Origin of the sequence: Duganella sp. BJB1802, from assembly GCF_013369445.1 — a bacterium.
In the GTDB taxonomy this organism is placed as follows: Bacteria; Pseudomonadota; Gammaproteobacteria; order Burkholderiales; family Burkholderiaceae_D; genus Rugamonas; species Rugamonas vulcania_A.
Window position 1 is genome coordinate 188,683 of record NZ_JABWEF010000013.1, and the last position, 15,555, is coordinate 204,237.

At 66.6% G+C, this 15,555-nt stretch carries 13 protein-coding genes; 8 read left to right on the plus strand and 5 right to left on the minus strand.

Annotated elements, in window-relative coordinates; genetic code table 11:
- Positions 1 to 12: 12 nt before the first annotated feature.
- The 8 genes from HUX88_RS20765 (at position 13) to HUX88_RS20800 (ending at position 8,951) form a co-directional block, all read left to right on the plus strand.
- Positions 13 to 1,311: an MFS transporter gene (locus HUX88_RS20765; RefSeq protein ID WP_176363010.1), complete on the plus strand. Its 1,299-nt coding sequence runs from the start codon at positions 13 to 15 to the stop codon at positions 1,309 to 1,311.
- Positions 1,312 to 1,320: 9 nt separating this feature from the next.
- Positions 1,321 to 2,661, plus strand: coding sequence for a glucarate dehydratase (gene gudD, locus HUX88_RS20770; RefSeq protein ID WP_161095404.1), 1,341 nt, complete (start codon positions 1,321 to 1,323; stop codon positions 2,659 to 2,661).
- 130 nt (positions 2,662 to 2,791) lie between these two features.
- Positions 2,792 to 3,232 carry a DUF2844 domain-containing protein gene (locus HUX88_RS20775; RefSeq protein WP_229219437.1) on the plus strand — a complete coding sequence of 147 codons (441 nt, stop codon included), beginning with the start codon at positions 2,792 to 2,794 and terminating at the stop codon, positions 3,230 to 3,232.
- A gap of 122 nt (positions 3,233 to 3,354) precedes the next feature.
- The gene (locus HUX88_RS20780; protein WP_176362986.1) at positions 3,355 to 5,019 is read left to right on the plus strand and encodes a DUF3443 domain-containing protein; all 1,665 of its coding nucleotides are present in this window, start codon (positions 3,355 to 3,357) and stop codon (positions 5,017 to 5,019) included.
- 77 nt (positions 5,020 to 5,096) lie between these two features.
- A complete protein-coding gene (locus HUX88_RS20785; protein ID WP_176362987.1) occupies positions 5,097 to 7,193 on the plus strand; it encodes a bifunctional 2',3'-cyclic-nucleotide 2'-phosphodiesterase/3'-nucleotidase in 2,097 nt (698 codons plus the stop codon).
- 52 nt (positions 7,194 to 7,245) lie between these two features.
- A complete protein-coding gene (locus tag HUX88_RS20790) occupies positions 7,246 to 7,989 on the plus strand; it encodes a tetratricopeptide repeat protein (protein ID WP_176362988.1) in 744 nt (247 codons plus the stop codon).
- A gap of 73 nt (positions 7,990 to 8,062) precedes the next feature.
- The gene (locus HUX88_RS20795) at positions 8,063 to 8,365 is read left to right on the plus strand and encodes a CopG family transcriptional regulator (RefSeq protein ID WP_176362989.1); all 303 of its coding nucleotides are present in this window, start codon (positions 8,063 to 8,065) and stop codon (positions 8,363 to 8,365) included.
- Between the two features lie 79 nt (positions 8,366 to 8,444).
- On the plus strand, positions 8,445 to 8,951 hold the full coding sequence (locus tag HUX88_RS20800) for a hemerythrin domain-containing protein (RefSeq protein WP_176362990.1): 507 nt from the start codon (positions 8,445 to 8,447) through the stop codon (positions 8,949 to 8,951).
- Between the two features lie 4 nt (positions 8,952 to 8,955).
- Here HUX88_RS20800 and HUX88_RS20805 read toward each other — a convergent pair whose 3' ends face one another.
- The 5 genes from HUX88_RS20805 to HUX88_RS20825 all read right to left on the minus strand — a co-directional run bounded on the left by HUX88_RS20805 (position 8,956) and on the right by HUX88_RS20825 (position 15,548).
- Entirely contained in the window at positions 8,956 to 10,620 is a 1,665-nt protein-coding gene (locus HUX88_RS20805) for a phospholipase D-like domain-containing protein (RefSeq protein WP_176362991.1), read from the minus strand.
- A 133-nt stretch (positions 10,621 to 10,753) separates the two neighbouring features.
- Positions 10,754 to 11,920 (minus strand): pantetheine-phosphate adenylyltransferase, encoded by a 1,167-nt coding sequence (gene coaD, locus HUX88_RS20810; protein ID WP_308937136.1) that lies wholly within the window; start codon positions 11,918 to 11,920, stop codon positions 10,754 to 10,756.
- 14 nt (positions 11,921 to 11,934) lie between these two features.
- A complete protein-coding gene (locus tag HUX88_RS20815; protein WP_176363011.1) occupies positions 11,935 to 13,326 on the minus strand; it encodes an ATP-binding protein in 1,392 nt (463 codons plus the stop codon).
- 5 nt (positions 13,327 to 13,331) lie between these two features.
- Complete coding sequence (locus tag HUX88_RS20820) at positions 13,332 to 13,991, minus strand: response regulator transcription factor (protein WP_117011532.1); 660 nt, start codon at positions 13,989 to 13,991, stop codon at positions 13,332 to 13,334.
- 51 nt (positions 13,992 to 14,042) lie between these two features.
- Positions 14,043 to 15,548 carry a DegQ family serine endoprotease gene (locus HUX88_RS20825; protein ID WP_176362993.1) on the minus strand — a complete coding sequence of 502 codons (1,506 nt, stop codon included), beginning with the start codon at positions 15,546 to 15,548 and terminating at the stop codon, positions 14,043 to 14,045.
- Positions 15,549 to 15,555 lie beyond the last annotated feature (7 nt).

Consider the following 15,555-nt stretch of genomic DNA (forward strand, 5'->3'; position numbering starts at 1 on the left):
GTCATCCTGGCCATGCTGTTTGCGATCACCACCATCAACTACGCGGACCGCGCGACGATCTCGATCGCCGGGCCGGACATCAAAAAGGCGCTCGGCCTGGACGCGATCCAGATGGGCTTTGTCTTCTCGGCCTTTGCCTGGTCCTACGTGCTGGCCCAGCTTCCGGGCGGCTGGCTGCTGGACCGCTTCGGCTCGAAGATCACCTACTTCTTCAGCATCTTCCTGTGGTCCACCTTCACGCTGTTCACCGGCGCGGCGGGATTCGTGACCGGCGGCGCGGCGGTGGTGCTGCTGTTCGTGCTGCGCCTGCTGGTCGGCGCCGCCGAGGCTCCATCGTTCCCGGGCAACAGCCGGATCGCCTCGTCGTGGTTCCCCACCCACGAGCGCGGCCTCGCCGCCGCCGTGTTCAACTCGGCGCAATACTTCGCCACGGTGCTGTTCGCGCCCATCATGGGCTGGTTGGTGCATTCGTTTGGTTGGCAGAGTGTCTTCTTCGTCATGGGCGCGCTGGGCATCTTCATGGCCTTCATCTGGCTGAAGACGATCTACGGCCCGAAGGACCACCCCGGCATCAGCGCCAGCGAATTGCAGTACCTTCAGCAGGGCGGCGCGCTGGTCGACCTGGAAAGCGGAGCGCACGCCGCCCAGCCTGCGCAGGTCAATACCATGGCCTGCATTAAGGAGCTGCTCTGCAGCCGGATGCTGCTGGGCGTGTACATCGGCCAGTACTGCATCACCACGCTCACCTATTTCTTCCTCACCTGGTTCCCCGTGTACCTGGTGCAGGAGCGCCACATGACGATCCTGAAGGCCGGCTTTGTCGCCTCGCTGCCCGCCATTGCCGGCTTCCTGGGCGGCGTCAGCGGCGGTTGGCTGTCGGACCGCTTGAACAAGGCGGGCTATTCCCTGTCGGTGTCGCGCAAGCTGCCCATCGTGATCGGCATGCTGCTGTCGATGAGCATGATCGCCTGTAACTACATCGAGACCGACATGCTGGTGGTCGCCATCATGTCGCTGGCCTTCTTCGGCAAGGGCATCGGGGCGCTGGGCTGGGCGGTGGTGTCGGACACCTCGCCCAAGGAAGCAGGCGGCCTGAGCGGTGCCTTGTTCAACACCTTCGGCAATACCGCCGGCATCACCACTCCCATCGTGATCGGCTACATCGTGCAAAATACAGGTTCGTTCTCTGGCGCGCTGGTGTTTGTCGGCGCCAATGCCGCGATGGCCATCTTCAGTTACCTGTTCATTGTCGGCGATATCAAACGCGTTTCGCTGACGACTTCGTTGAACCCAATATCCCAACCACGCTAGAGTTAATTTATGAATCACATCGTCACCAACGCCCCGGTCGTGACCGACATGCGCGTCGTTCCCGTCGCCGGCCAGGACAGCATGCTGCTCAATCTCAGCGGCGCCCATGGCCCATGGTTTACCCGCAACATCCTGATCCTGACCGACAGCGCCGGCAACACCGGCCTGGGCGAGGTGCCCGGCGGCGAGAAAATCCGCCAGACCCTCGAAGACGCACGACCGTTTGTCATCGGCAAAACGCTGGGCGACTACAACGCCGTGCTCAACACGATGCGTGCCGCCTTCGCCGACCGCGACGCCGGTGGCCGGGGCCTGCAGACCTTCGACCTGCGCACCACCATCCACGCGGTGACGGCGATGGAGTCGGCGCTGCTCGACCTGCTGGGGCAGTTCATGAACGTGCCGGTCGCGGCGCTGCTGGGGGAAGGCTTGCAGCGCAACGCGGTCGAGATGCTGGGCTACCTGTTCTACGTCGGCGACCGCAACAAGACGCCGATGGCCTATCGCAGCGAGCCAGGCGCCGATGACGCGTGGTTCAGGCTGCGCAACGAGGAAGCGCTGACGCCGGAAGCCATCGTGCGCCTGGCCGAAGCGACGCACGAACGCTACGGCTTCAACGATTTCAAACTGAAGGGTGGCGTGCTGTCCGCCGACGAGGAGATGGAGGCGATCGTCGCGCTGCACGAACGCTTCCCCGAGGCCCGCGTGACGCTGGACCCGAACGGCGGCTGGCTGCTCAAGGATGCGATCCGCGTCTGCCGCGACAAGCACGGCATCCTGGCGTACGCGGAAGACCCGTGCGGCGCGGAGAACGGCTACTCGGGCCGCGAAGTGATGGCCGAGTTCCGCCGCGCGACGGGCCTGCCGACCGCCACCAACATGATCGCGACGGACTGGCGCCAGATGGCGCATTCGATCCAGCTGCAATCGGTCGACATCCCGCTGGCCGACCCGCACTTCTGGACCATGCAGGGTTCGGTGCGCGTCGCCCAGCTGTGCCAGATGTTTGGCCTGACCTGGGGTTCGCACTCGAACAACCACTTCGACATTTCGCTGGCGATGTTCACCCACGTCGGCGCGGCCGCTCCGGGCAAGGTGACCGCGATCGATACCCACTGGATCTGGCAGGACGGCCAGCGCCTGACCAAAGAGCCACTGAAAATCAAGGGCGGGATGATACACGTGCCGGCCAAGCCCGGCCTGGGTATCGAGCTCGATCCGGTCGAGCTGGAGAAGGCCCATCAAGCCTACAAGAACATGGGCCTCGGAGCGCGCGACGATGCCGTGGCGATGCAATTCCTGGTGCCTGGCTGGAAGTTCGACAACAAACGCCCTTGCCTGGTGCGCTGAGGCGCGATCTTAGCCAGCCATCGATGTGTAACGTTTGCTTACACATCGCTAACGCCATCCAACCCGGCGCCGCTTTACACTGCCTGCATCTTAGGCACAGGAGCGATTGATGCGCCGGGCATTCCTACTCATGTTGTTGCTCTCCCTGCTGCAAGGCGCGCTCGCCTATGCGGCGCTGGGCAGCTCTCCCTCCAATTTCGGCGCCACGCCCGTCAGGCAGGCCGCGCGCAGCCTGGCGGCCACCGGCAGCGACAGCACGGCCGTCTACACCGTCAGCCAGAGCACGCTCGACAGCGGCACCGTGGTGCGCGAATACGTCGATGCCGACGGCAAGGTGTTCGCCGTCAGCTGGAACGGCCCAACCCTGCCCGACCTGCGCACCCTGCTGGGAGACAAGTTCGCCGTGCTGACCAACGCCGCCGCCAAGCGTCCCAAGGCGGGGCACTCTCAATTGGCGCTGGCGCAGCAGGATGTGGTGATCGTCTCGGGCGGGCACATGCGCGCCTTCGCCGGCCATGCGTGGATCCCGGCCGCGCTGCCGGCCGGCTTCGACACGTCCGTCATCGAATAGGGAGAGGCGCATGCACCGTTCCTCACCATCGGCCGGCTGCGGCGGCGCGCCGTCAGCGCGGCCTACTGGCCGCGTCCGGTTCGACCTGGTTCATCTTCCTGGCCAGCTTCACGCTCGCGCTGATGCTCAGCGCCTGCGGTGGCGGAGGCAGCGGCGCCGCGACGTCCGCCGCGCAGCCCACGCAATCCACCAGCCAGGCCGGCACCGGCACGCCGGTGGTCAGCATCAGCGCCACGCCGACCGCCACCACCGTCGGCCAGGTCGTCACACTGAGCTGGAGCGTCAGCAATCCAAGCACGACCGGCTGCACCGCGTCCGGCGCCTGGAGCGGCGCGCTGGACAACAGCGGCTCGCGCACCGTCACGGCCGGCGCGGCCGGCACCGCCTACTACACCGTCACTTGCGGTGGCGTCAGCAAGACCACCAGCGTGGTCGTCAGTTCGCCGCCGCCCTCGCCCACCGTCAACCTGACGCTGGCGCCGGCCAGCATCACCACCGCACAAACCTCGGTGCTGAGCTGGTCGTCGGCCAACGCCAGCGCCTGCACGGCGAGCGGCGCGTGGAGCGGCGCCAAGGCCAGCTCCGGCTCGGTCAGCATCGCGTCCAGCGTGGCGGGCAATTACGTCTACACGCTGTCCTGCGCCGGCGACGGCGGCACCGTCAACGCCAGCGCCGCGCTCAGCGTGACCGCGCCGCTCAGCAACAGCACCGCCATCGTGGTCGACAGCGGCCCGACCGGCGTCAACGGCGCCATCAACATCCCGTACGTCAGCGTGACGGTGTGCCGGCCCGGCACCACCACCTGCCAGACCATCGACCACGTGCTGCTCGACACCGGCTCCTACGGCCTGCGCCTGCTGGCGCCGCTCGACGCGGCGCTGAACCTGCCGGCGGTGCAGACGCCATCCGGCGCCGACGCCGGCACCTGCGGCAAGTTCATCAGCGGCTACACCTGGGGCGCGGTGCGCCGGGCCGACGTCAAGATGGCGGACGAGACCGCCGCCGGCATCTCGATCCAGGTGATCGGCGACAGCGGCGCCAACTACGCCGCCACGCCGTCCAGCTGCAGCAGCGCCGGCAACAACCTCGGCACGCTGGCGGCGCTGGGCGCCAAGGGCGTGCTCGGCGTCGGCCTGTTCAAGCAGGACTGCGGCGACAGCTGCGCCCGCTCGGCGGTCGGCGGCGCCTACTACGCCTGCACCAGCAACGGCTGCACCGCCAGCAGCATGGCCTTGGCGTCGCAGGTCAGCAACCCGGTGGCCTCGTTCGCGGTGAACAACAACGGCGTGCTGCTGGTGCTGCCCGGCGTGGGCGCGTCCGGCCTGACGTCGGTCAGCGGCACGTTGATCTTCGGCGTCAACACGCAGGCCAACAACACCATCGCCGGCGAGACGCTGTTCACCACCAACAGCGGCGGCGACTTCAGCACCACCTACAAGGGCAAGACCTACGGCGCCAGCTTCATCGACAGCGGCTCGAACGGCTACTTCTTCAACGACAGCACGCTACGCACCTGCTCGGGCGGCGATTTCTACTGCCCGGCCAGCACGCTGTCGCTCAGCGCGACCAACGCCGCCGCCGACGGCAGCGCCAGCGGCGTGGTGAACTTCAACGTGGCCAACCTGGTGCAGCTGGCGTCCACCATCTCGGCGGCGCAGGTCGGCGGCACCGCCGGGACCGGCAACTACTTCGACTGGGGCCTGCCCTTCTTCTACGGCCGCCGCGTGTTCGTGGTGATGGAGGGCGCCAGCGTCAACGGCAAGACGGGTCCGCTCTGGGCGTACTAGATTTTGCTTTTTGTCATCGCCCTGTCATGTCGATTGGGTAAAGTCGCCCCCTTGAATTTTCTTACTTTGAGGGTGCGATGAAACTAAATCTGGTGATGTTGGCTGCGATGACGGCAGCGGGTCTGGTCGGTTGCGGCGGCGATTACACGCCGCCGCCGGCCATCGCGGAAGGCACGACCGTCACGCTGGCGCTGATGGAGACCACCGACATCCACGCCAACGTGATGAGCTACAACTACTACTCGCTGGCGGAAGACACCAGCCTGGGCCTGGAGCGCACCTCGACCCTGGTCACTGCCGCGCGCGCGGAAAACCCGAACAACGTGCTGCTGGACGACGGCGACGTGATCCAGGGCACGCTGTTGGGCGACATGCAGGCCGTCACCAAGCCGATCGCCTGCGCCGACACCATGGCCGTGCACAAGGTCATGAACGCCATGAAGTACGACGGCGGCGGCTTCGGCAACCACGAGTTCAACTACGGCCTGCCGCTGCTGAGCCAGATCACCAACACCGACTTCGGCATCCCCGGCGTGGCCAAGCCGAGCGGCACCTGCGGCGCGCCGGCCTTCCCGCTGGTGCTGACCAACGTCACCGGCGTGGCCAGCAACAAGCCCATCGTGCAGCCGTACACGCTGCTGCCGCGCACCTTCAGCGCCACCAAGCCGGACGGCAGCAAGGTCGACGTCAAGCTGAACATCGGCATCATGAGCTTCGTGCCGCCGCAGATCCTGGACTGGGACCAGAAAAACCTGGCCGGCAAGGTCGCCGTGACCGGCGTGCAGGAAGCGGCCAAGCAGTACGTGCCGGAGATGCGCACCAAGGGCGCCGACCTGGTGGTGGCGCTGTCGCACGGTGGCCTGGACCCGAGCGCCTACAGCCCGAAAATGGAGAACGGCAGCTATCACCTGACCAGCACCGGCATCGACGCGCTGCTGATCGGCCACTCGCACCTGATCTTCCCGAAGGGTAAAGAGACCGGCGCGCCGGCGCTGGATCCATCGTTCGCGGCCTTCCCGGCCAGCGCCAAGATCGACGCCGTCAACGGCTTCGTCAACGGCGTGCCGACCGTGATGGCGCAAAGCTGGGGCCGCCGTCTGGGCATCATCAAGATGGCCCTGGTCTACACCGGCGGCAAGTGGGTGGTGCAGCAGGATAAGACCACCGTGGAATCGCGCGGCTTCAAGTACGCCGACGGCGCCACCATCGTCAAGGCCGACCCGGCCATCGCGCCCATCGTCGCCACCGAGCACGCGGCCACCATCGCCTACGCCAAGCAGCCGCTGGGCGTGAGCACCGACTTCGAAATGTCGGCCTACTTCTCGCTGGTCGGCGACGTCAGCGCGATCCAGCTGGTCAACCAGGCGCAGCTCGACTACGTGAAGAAATTCATCGCCGCCAGCACCGACGCCACCATCGCCAGCTACAAGAACATTCCGGTGATCTCGTGCAGCGCGCCGTTCAAGGCGGGCCGCAACGGTCCTTCCGACTTCACCGACGTCGCGCCGGGCGCCAGCGCCGCCGCGCCGGTCGGCCTGCAGGTGCGCAATCCGGGCGACCTCTACCTGTACAGCAACAACAACCTGCAGGCGGTGAAGATCAAGGGTTCGGACCTGAAGGCCTGGCTGGAAACGGCGGCCAAGCAGTTCGGCCAGATCGATCCGGCCAAGACCACCGAGCAGGACCTGGTGCCGTCGTACGGCACGATCTACAACTACGACGTGTTCTACGCCGAGAACAATGCGCTGACTTATCAGATCGACGTGACCAAGCCGGTCGGCAGCCGCATCGTCAACCTGACTTACCTGGGCAAGGCCGTGGCCGATGGTGACGACTTCATCGTCGCCACCAACGACTACCGCGCGGGCGGCGGCGGCGCCGTGCCCGGCATCGACGGCAGCAAGACCATCATCAAGTCGCCGGACGCCAACCAGACCGTGGTCAGCAACTACCTGACGGCGCAGGGCGCGGCCAGCGGCAAGGTCACGCTGGCGGGCAACGGCAGCGCGCGCAGCTGGAGCTTCGTCAAGGTGGCGACCGCCGGTCCGGTGATCCTGCGCTCGGCGCCGGGCCACCTGGCGCTGGCCAAGAGCAGCGGCATCACCGCCGTCACGGCCGAGGGCGCGCTGGATGCCAGCGGCTTCGCCAAGTACGCCATCGATCTGAGCAAGTAAGTGGGTGCACGGGGCCGGCGCTGCCGGCTCCGTTTATCGTGAGGTCACTATCATGCAAGTGAAAAATTATCCCGGCGTTGCGTTGATCGGCCTGCTGGCCGGCGTGTTCCTGTTCGGCTGCCAGCTGCAGCAGGAGAAGCCGACTTCGGCGCAAATCGAGACGATCGGCATGAAGGCCATGCAGCAGGCCGATGCCAGCGCCGAGCGCAAGCTGATGTCGTGGTCGGCGCAGAACATGCCGGTGGCGCAGCGCGAACTGGCGCTGTTGTACCAGACCCGTCCCGAGCAGCGGGCGCAGTCGCTGACGCTGTTCGAGCAGGCGGCGCGCGGCGGCGATGTGGATGCGGCCTATCAGTTGGGCGAGATGCTGCGCGTGGGCGTGGCCGGCGTGGCGGCGGCGCCGGCCGCTGCGGCGACGTGGTATGAGATGGCGGCCAGGCAGCATCACGCGCGGGCGGCGCTGATGCTGGGCATGCTCTACAAGAACGGCGACGGCGTCGCGCGCGACGATGCGCAGGCGGCGCAGTGGCTGAAGGTGGCGAGCGACCTGGGCAATCCGCACGCGATGTTCCTGCTGTCCTACATCTACCGCGACGGCCGCGGCGTGGCGCAGGACCACGCCCAGGCGCGCCATCTGCTGGAGGAAGCGGCCGAGCACGAATATCCGCCGGCGATCCAGGAGCTGGCGATGACCGTGCAGCTGGGCGATGCCCTCAGCCCGAAGGACGAACGCCGCGCCGGCTACCTGCTCAAGGAAGCCGCCGAGCACCGCCACAACAACTGGAATCGCTTCTGACGACAGGCTTGATGTACACCGAGTCCGGCCAGGCGCGCGATGCTAAAATCGAGTCTCGCGCCTGGAGGTTGCCATGCCTACGATAACCATTCATGTTTCAGAGGAACTCAACGAGCGCCTGGCCTGCGCCGTCGAAGTCAATAAGCTGACAGCTGAGGATTTCATTCTGCTGGCCGTCGCCGAGAAATTGGAACGACCGGACGCTCTGGACGCTCAAACAAGCGCCAGCTACGCCGAATATTTGCGGTCAGGCGAATCCGTCCCATTGGTCGAAGTACGCGAATATTTCGAGAGCCGCATCGCCGGCAAGACAGCGAAAAAACCCGCCTTCAGGAAAACCAAGGTTCTTTCCATTCGCAGCCAGCGGCAAGGTTGAACAACGCACAGACCGTCGTTGATCGCGCTCCTAGACTGGGTTCGCAGTATCCCTTTCATTCGCCACGCAAGGAGCCGATATGAGAACCACCTCCCGCCCGCAAGACAAAATGCCCAAGCCCCTCCCCACCGAGACCGAGCCGCAGGACGCCATCACGCTGCTGACGGAAGACCATGAACACGTCAAGTCGCTGTTCGAGCAATACGAGGAACTGGGCGATCGCGCCCATGTCAGCAAGCAGAAGCTGGCCTTGCAGATCTGCACCGAGTTGACCAAGCACGCCACGGCGGAAGAGGAAATCTTCTACCCCGCCGTGCGCGCCGCGACCAAGGCGGACGACCTGATGGACGAAGCCCTGGTCGAGCACGCCTCCGACAAGGACTTGATCGCACAGATCATTGCGATGGAGGCCACCGACGATCTGTACGACGCCAAGGTCAAGGTGCTGTCGGACCTGATCGAGCACCATGTCCAGGAAGAGGAAGGCGAGATGTTCCCCAAAGCCCGCAACACCAAGCTGGACCTCGATGCGCTCGGCGCCCAGATCGCCGCGCGCAAGGAGCAAATCGAACTGCCGCCGCACTAAGCAGCTAGGCCCGGTTCATCCAGAACGCCAGTTCCTTGGCGCGGTTGCCGCCCTGCCAGCCGGTCAGCGGCTGATAGATGGTCGCCGGATCGCCACCGTTCGACAGGAAGGCGCGCCAGGCGAAGTGGTCGTACACACCCTCGATGTGCACCGCGTACGCCTGCGCCAGCGCCTTGTCGCCGCGGATGATCACCAGGTTCTCGTCGTTCCTGCTGGACGCCGCCGGTGAGAAGTTGTGCGAACCCGTCACCACCACGCAGTCGTCCGAGAACGGATCGATCACCAGCGTCTTCGAATGGATGATCGCGTTCAGCCCGGCGCTCAGGTACATGCCGCGCTGGAATTCCTCCAGCGCCCACTTGGGCAGGTTGGCCGGCGGCAGGCCGTCCGGCTTGAGCACCTCGTTGTGGAAGCGTTCGGGATCGACGCCGTTGGCGATCACCTGCGCGTTGTGCTCGGTGACCACGCCCTTCTCGCTCTGCGTCACCGCCGACACCACGCCACGGATGTAGGGCGCGTCGGCCTCGGCCACGCGCGCCAGCAGCGCCTCCAGCAAGGGCGACTGGCCCGGCATGAACATCAGGAACAGCACGCCGTGCTTGGCCTTGGCGATGGCGTCGAGCACCGGCGCGAATTCCGCCTGGTCCTTGGTCGCGGCAAACAAGGTCGTGATGTTGCCGTCGATCGAAGCCTTGCCGTTGTCGATGCGCAGCTGCTCGGGCATGTCGTCGCCCACTTCGGCCAGCTTGCGCCACTGCTGGTAGAAACGGTTGGCCGTGCCCGGACGCTCCAGCACCAGCACGTTGTTGAGCTGCGTGCACAGGCCGGTGGTGGTCCAGTTGGTGCTGCCGGTCAGCATGCGCAGCGCCTGGCCGCTGGCGGTGTCGACCTCCACCACGAACTTGTTGTGCACGCTGGGACTGGACGCGCCCGTGTGCGACAGGTCGCGGTGCTTGACGATGACGTCGGCCGACTCCAGCTCGTGCGCGGTGTCGTCGAAGGTGGAGCTGCCGTTGCCCAGCAGCAGATGGCAGCGCGCGCCGAACGCCTTCAGGCCGGCGATCAGTTCGGGATCGTTGAGCTCATACAGCGCCGCGTAGATGTGGTTGCCGCGCCGGTCGGCGTTGGCCATGAAGTCCAGCAGCGCGTGGCGCGCCTGCCCGGCCAGATAGCGCCGGCCCGGATAGCCGGGCTCGGCCAGATGCGCCTTCAGGGCCTTGAGCGACTTGACGTTGACCTCGCCGCCGGCGAGCCGCGACACCACCTGCGACATGATCGTGCCGCGATTGAAGTACACGGCCGCGCCCTCGTCGACGCTATCCGGCGCCTCGGCCGACACCCAGGGAGAGGCCTCGGCCTCGCGCACCACGAAGCCGCCGGCGCCGGCCGCCATCGGCGTGACCCGGTAGGCGGCCTGGCCGGCCTGTTCGACGTCGTGGTCCACCCACATGCAGCGGCGGATCGGCGACGCGGTCGAGGCCACGCCGCCCACCGGCACCTGCGTGCCGTCGGCCCCCGCCGGGATGCGGTTGTTGAGGACCGTGACGTTGCCGGTCTTCAAATCCTTGCGTTCCAGCCGGAAGCCGACCAGGTCGTCGCTCCAGGGATCGGGCGTCCATGCCAGCAACGCGTCGTCGGAATTCGTCACCACTTGCAGATTTGCAGCCATAGTGCCCCCTGAGAAAGTTTGCGGAAAGTCAATGCACTATAGTTCGCAATGTGCATCAAAATCTACGCACTTTCTCACCGGAGGCGGCCGCCGGGCGTCCCCCCGCTATGACGGCTGGCAACATGAAATTATTTCACGATACGGCCAGGCGCTCCATCTCGCGCTGCATGTTGTCGATGGCGCGCTCGTTGTACTGGTCGGCGAAGTAGTCGTTGCCAAACAACAGGCCGGCCTCGGCCTTGCGGCACAGGTGGGCCAGCGCGCCGCCGCGCTGCTCGCGGTACTTGGCGTCCGGCAGGTGGATGTATTCCTGGCGGATGGCGCGCGCATAGTTCTGGTAGACCTCGTCGTCCTGCCCCAGGATGGCTAGGTCCACGCTGAGCATGGTGTCCTTCAGGCGGTGGCTGATCGAGGCTTCCTGGAAATGGTCGGTGGCGCGTATCAGTTCGGCGGCGTCGGCCATCTCCTGGCCCAGGTGGCTGCCCAGCCACAGCTGGGCGCTGGCTTCCTCGTTGGTCAGCGCGCCCGGTTCGCCGCTGTGGCCGTATTCGGCGTCATGGAACCAGAACGCCTGCTTGACGATGTCCACGTCCACCGGATCGGGCCGCGTGTTGGCGGCCCACACGCGGATCTCGCACAGACCGTGCACCAGGTGGTCGAGGTTGTGATAGTGGCGCGCCGGGCCGCCGTAGGCCGTGGCGCCGGTCAGCTGCACGAACCACTGGTCGGCGTGGGCGATGGCGGTGGCGTCGCGGTGCTCGTAGTCCCACAGGGCTTCCCACTCCTTGCGCAGCCAGCTCAGCACCCAGGCGTGGTAGGCCGGGCCGGGCACGAACTTCTTCATGATCCAGTTCCAGCCGATCGGGCCCTCCAGCGCCTTGACGAAGCTGGAGCTCACCGAACCCAGGTCGCGCGGCGGCATGACGAAGATGGTCTTGGCGCCCTGCAGCACGTCGACGTTGGTTTGCTGGATCAGGTTCTCGTAGTCGAAATCGGCGGTGGTGCGGATGCCGCGGATCAGGCAGTGCACGCCCTGCTTCTTGGCCGCGCGCGCCGTGTAGTCGCCCTTGACGATGACCACCTGCACATTGTCCCAGCCCTGTTCCGCGCAGCTGAGGGCGATGATGCTCTTGCGCTCCTCGGCCGTGAACTTGGGCTTCTTGGCCGGGTTCTCGGACAGGAAGACCACCACCTCGTCCGCCAGCGAACGGGCTTCGTTCATCACCCACATGTGTCCGTTGGTGATAGGGTCCAGTGTGCCCGAAAAGCCGATTTTCCTCATACGCCGCTCCAACGCCATGTCAAACTGGCATTTTAGACTGGAGTGACCCTTGCAGTCTCAGGAAAATCGACCTTGACCAGCAAGCCGCCCAAGCGCTCGGACTGGCCCAGGGTCAGCACGGCGCCGTGGCGCTCGGCGATGGATTTGATGATCGCCAGCCCCAGCCCGCTGCCGCCGGCCTGGCTTCCCGGCACGCGGTAGAAGCGGCTGAACACCCGTTCGCGCTCCTCGGGCGGGATGCCGGGGCCGGAATCCTCGACGCTGAGCACCACGCGGCCGGTCGCCGCCTTTGTGGCGCCGGCGCTACGGCGCAGGTCGATATCGACGGTGCCGCCGGCCGGCGTGTACTTGATGGCGTTGTCGACCAGGTTGCGCAGCAGGATGATCAGCGCGTCCGGCTGGCCGCCCACCGACGCGTTGTCGTCGGCGTGGTGCAGGCCCAGGTCGATCTGGCGCGCCTGCGCCAGCCCGGCCATGTCGCCCAGCGTGCGCTTGACCAGCTCGCTCAGGTTGACCGGCTCCAGCTTGACGTCGTTGGCCGAGCCTTCCTGGCGCGCCAGCACCAGCAGCTGTTCCACCAGCCGCGTGGCGCGCTCGATGCCGGCCGTGACGCGGCCGATGGCCACGCTGCGCGCGGCGTCGTCCTGCGCGCGCTCCAGGCTCAGCACCTGCAGCTTGAGCGCGGCCAGCGGCGAGCGCAGCTCGTGCGCGGCGTCGGCCACGAAGTGCTGCTGGGCGTCGAAGGCGGTGCGCACGCGGCCGAACAGCAGGTTGAGCTCGTGCACCAGCGGCAGCACCTCGTCGGGCAAATCGTTTTCGGAGACGGGCGACAGGTCGTCCGCCTGGCGCGCCGCCACCTGCCGCTTGACGCGCGACACCGGCGCCAGCGAGCCGCTGACCACCCACCACACCACCAGCATCAGCACCGGCGCCATGACGGCGATCGGGCCGACCGTGCGCAGCGCCAGCGTGCCAGCCATGCGCTGTCGCACCGCCATGTCCTGCGCCACCTGCACCGTCTGGTTGCTGGTCTGCACGGAGAAGATGCGGTAGGTGGTGTTGTTGGCCTTGACGTTGGAGAAGCCCAGCACGGCGCGCTGCGGCAGCGCCGCGCGCGACAGCGAGCGGAACACCTGCGCGCCGTCCGGCGTCCACACCTGCACCACCAGGTCGTCGTTCTCGGGATCGGCTGCCGTGTCGGCCGCCTTGTTGGTCAGCGTGGCGCTGGAGCGCAGCGACATCGCCATCTGCTGCATGTGATAGTCGAAGATCTGGTCGGCGTCGCTGAGCGCGCTGCGGTAGGCGATCATGGCCTGCGCGAGGGCCGCCATGGTGATCGCCGCCAGCAGGAACCACAGCAGGCGTCCGCGCAGCGAGTGCGTCACCACGGGCACCCGTGGCAGCGACGGCAGCTTGACCTTCATCGCCTTCATAGCTTCGGTACCATGTATCCCAGGCCGCGCACGTTTTGGATCAGCTCCGCGCCGAGCTTCTTGCGCAGGCCGTGGATATAGACTTCGACCGCGTTGCTGTTGACTTCATCCTTCCAGCTGTACAGCTTTTCCTCCAGCTGGTGGCGCGACAGCACGATGCCCGGCCGCGCGATCAGCGCCTCCAGCACCGCCCATTCGCGTGCCGACAGGTTGACCTGCTTGCCGTCGGCGATCACTTCGCGGGTTTGCGGATTGACGCTGACGCCGCCGTGTTCGAACACCGGCTCGGCGCGCCCGGCCGAGCGGCGCAGCAAGGCGCGGATGCGCGCCAGCAGTTCGTCGAGGTCGTAGGGTTTGAGCACGTAGTCGTCGGCGCCGGCGTCCAGGCCGGCGATGCGCTGTTCCTTGGCGTCGCGCGCGGTGGCGATCAGCACCGGCGTCAGTTCCTTGCGCGCGCGCATCGAGCGCAGCACTTCCAGGCCGTCCTTGCGCGGCAGGCCCAGGTCCAGCAGCACCAGGTCGTAGGTCTGGGTCTGCAGCGCGGTGTCGGCCATCGCGCCGTCCTTGACCCAGTCGACCGCGTAGTGCTCGGCCCTGAGCAGGTCGAGCACCACTTCGCCGATCATCGTATCGTCTTCCACCAGCAGAAGTCGCATATTGTTCCCTTTCTGTTTTTGTGTTGCGTTCCGCCGGCCCGCGACCAGGGTTTAGCCCAGTCGCACCGGAATGAAGATTTTATCGTCGCCGCGCTGGATCAGCAACGCCACCGACTTGCCGGACTTGTCGACCACCTCGCGCACCTGCTCGATGGAGTTGACCAGCCGGCCGTTCACCGACAGCAGCACGTCGCCCGGCTGCACGCCGGCGTTGGCCGCCGCGCCGCGCGCATCCTCGATCAGCAGGCCGTTCGGAATGCCGGACTGGCGCTTCTCGATGTTCTCCAGCGGGCGCAGCGACAAGCCCAGCTTCAGCTTGGCGCTGGCCTGGCCGATGCGCTCGTCGCCGTCGGCGGCCGCGACCTTGTCGTTGGCGTTGCCCAGCGTGGCGCTCAATTGTACCGGCTTACCCTGGCGCCAGACATCCAGCGTCACTTTATCACCCGGCGAGGCCAGGCCGACAATGGCCGGCAAATCGCCCGAGCTGACAATCTTGGTGCCGTTGATGGTGCGGATCACATCGCCCGCCTTCAGGCCGGCCTTGTCGCCGGGGCTGCCCTTCTCGACGTTGGCCACCAGCGCGCCTTCCGGCGTGGCCAGGTTGAAGGAATCGGCGAAGCCCTGGTTGACCTCCTGCACCGTCACGCCCAGCCTGGCGTGGGTGACCTTGCCGGTCGAAACGATCTGGTCCTTGATCTTGCCGGCCACCTCGATCGGGATGGCGAACGACAAGCCCTGGTAGCCGCCGGTCTGGCTGTAGATCTGCGAGTTGATGCCGACCACCTCGCCGCGCGTGTTGAACAGCGGGCCGCCCGAGTTGCCGGGGTTGACGGCGACGTCGGTCTGGATGAAGGGCACGTTACCGTCGGGCAGCGAGCGGCCCTTGGCGCTGACCACGCCGGCGGTGACGGTGTTGTCGAGGCCGTACGGCGAGCCGATCGCCAGCACCCACTCGCCCACCTTCAGGTCGTTGCCCTTGGCCAGCGGGACCACCGGCAGGTTCTTGGCGTCGATCTTCAGCACGGCCACGTCGCTCTTAGGATCGGAACCCAGCACCTTGGCGCGGAACTCGCGGCGGTCGGTCAGCTTGACCACCACCTCGCTGGCGTCGCGCACCACGTGGGCGTTGGTCAGGATGATGCCGTCGGCGCTGATGATGAAACCCGAGCCCAGGCCGTGGGTCGGCATGCTGCGCTGTCCGCCGCGCTGCTGCGGGCCCTGGAAGCGGCGGAAGAATTCGTAGAACGGGTCGTCGGCGAACGGGTCGCCGCGGCCGGCCTGCTCGCCGCCGTCGTAGGCGGTCTTGGTGCTGCCGGTGACGCTGATGTTGACCACGGCCGGACCGTTGTGGGCCACGATGACGCTGAAGTCGGGCAGCGCGATGGGCGGCGCAGGCACGGCGACTGGCGCGGCGGCCTGCACCGGCGCGGCGGCTTGCACCACGACGGGGGCGGCGGCGACGGCATTCCCTTGTTTGACAACGGCGGCGCCACCCACGCCTATCACGCCCAGCACTGCCACGGCGAGGGCTGCACGTTTGAGAGTAGATTCGGACATAGCTGCA

Bases quoted from the DNA above. Each gene is read 5' to 3' on its own strand.
- HUX88_RS20765 (WP_176363010.1), top strand. From the start codon at position 13: ATGCTGTTTGCGATCACCACCATCAACTACGCGGACCGCGCGACGATC.
- HUX88_RS20790 (WP_176362988.1), top strand. From the start codon at position 7,246: ATGCAAGTGAAAAATTATCCCGGCGTTGCGTTGATCGGCCTGCTGGCC.
- HUX88_RS20795 (WP_176362989.1), top strand. From the start codon at position 8,063: ATGCCTACGATAACCATTCATGTTTCAGAGGAACTCAACGAGCGCCTG.
- HUX88_RS20825 (WP_176362993.1), bottom strand. From the start codon at position 15,548: ATGTCCGAATCTACTCTCAAACGTGCAGCCCTCGCCGTGGCAGTGCTG.
- HUX88_RS20785 (WP_176362987.1), top strand. From the start codon at position 5,097: ATGAAACTAAATCTGGTGATGTTGGCTGCGATGACGGCAGCGGGTCTG.
- HUX88_RS20800 (WP_176362990.1), top strand. From the start codon at position 8,445: ATGAGAACCACCTCCCGCCCGCAAGACAAAATGCCCAAGCCCCTCCCC.
- HUX88_RS20805 (WP_176362991.1), bottom strand. From the start codon at position 10,620: ATGGCTGCAAATCTGCAAGTGGTGACGAATTCCGACGACGCGTTGCTG.
- HUX88_RS20820 (WP_117011532.1), bottom strand. From the start codon at position 13,991: ATGCGACTTCTGCTGGTGGAAGACGATACGATGATCGGCGAAGTGGTG.
- coaD (WP_308937136.1), bottom strand. From the start codon at position 11,920: ATGGCGTTGGAGCGGCGTATGAGGAAAATCGGCTTTTCGGGCACACTG.
- gudD (WP_161095404.1), top strand. From the start codon at position 1,321: ATGAATCACATCGTCACCAACGCCCCGGTCGTGACCGACATGCGCGTC.
- HUX88_RS20815 (WP_176363011.1), bottom strand. From the start codon at position 13,326: ATGAAGGTCAAGCTGCCGTCGCTGCCACGGGTGCCCGTGGTGACGCAC.
- HUX88_RS20780 (WP_176362986.1), top strand. From the start codon at position 3,355: ATGCTCAGCGCCTGCGGTGGCGGAGGCAGCGGCGCCGCGACGTCCGCC.
- HUX88_RS20775 (WP_229219437.1), top strand. From the start codon at position 2,792: ATGTTGTTGCTCTCCCTGCTGCAAGGCGCGCTCGCCTATGCGGCGCTG.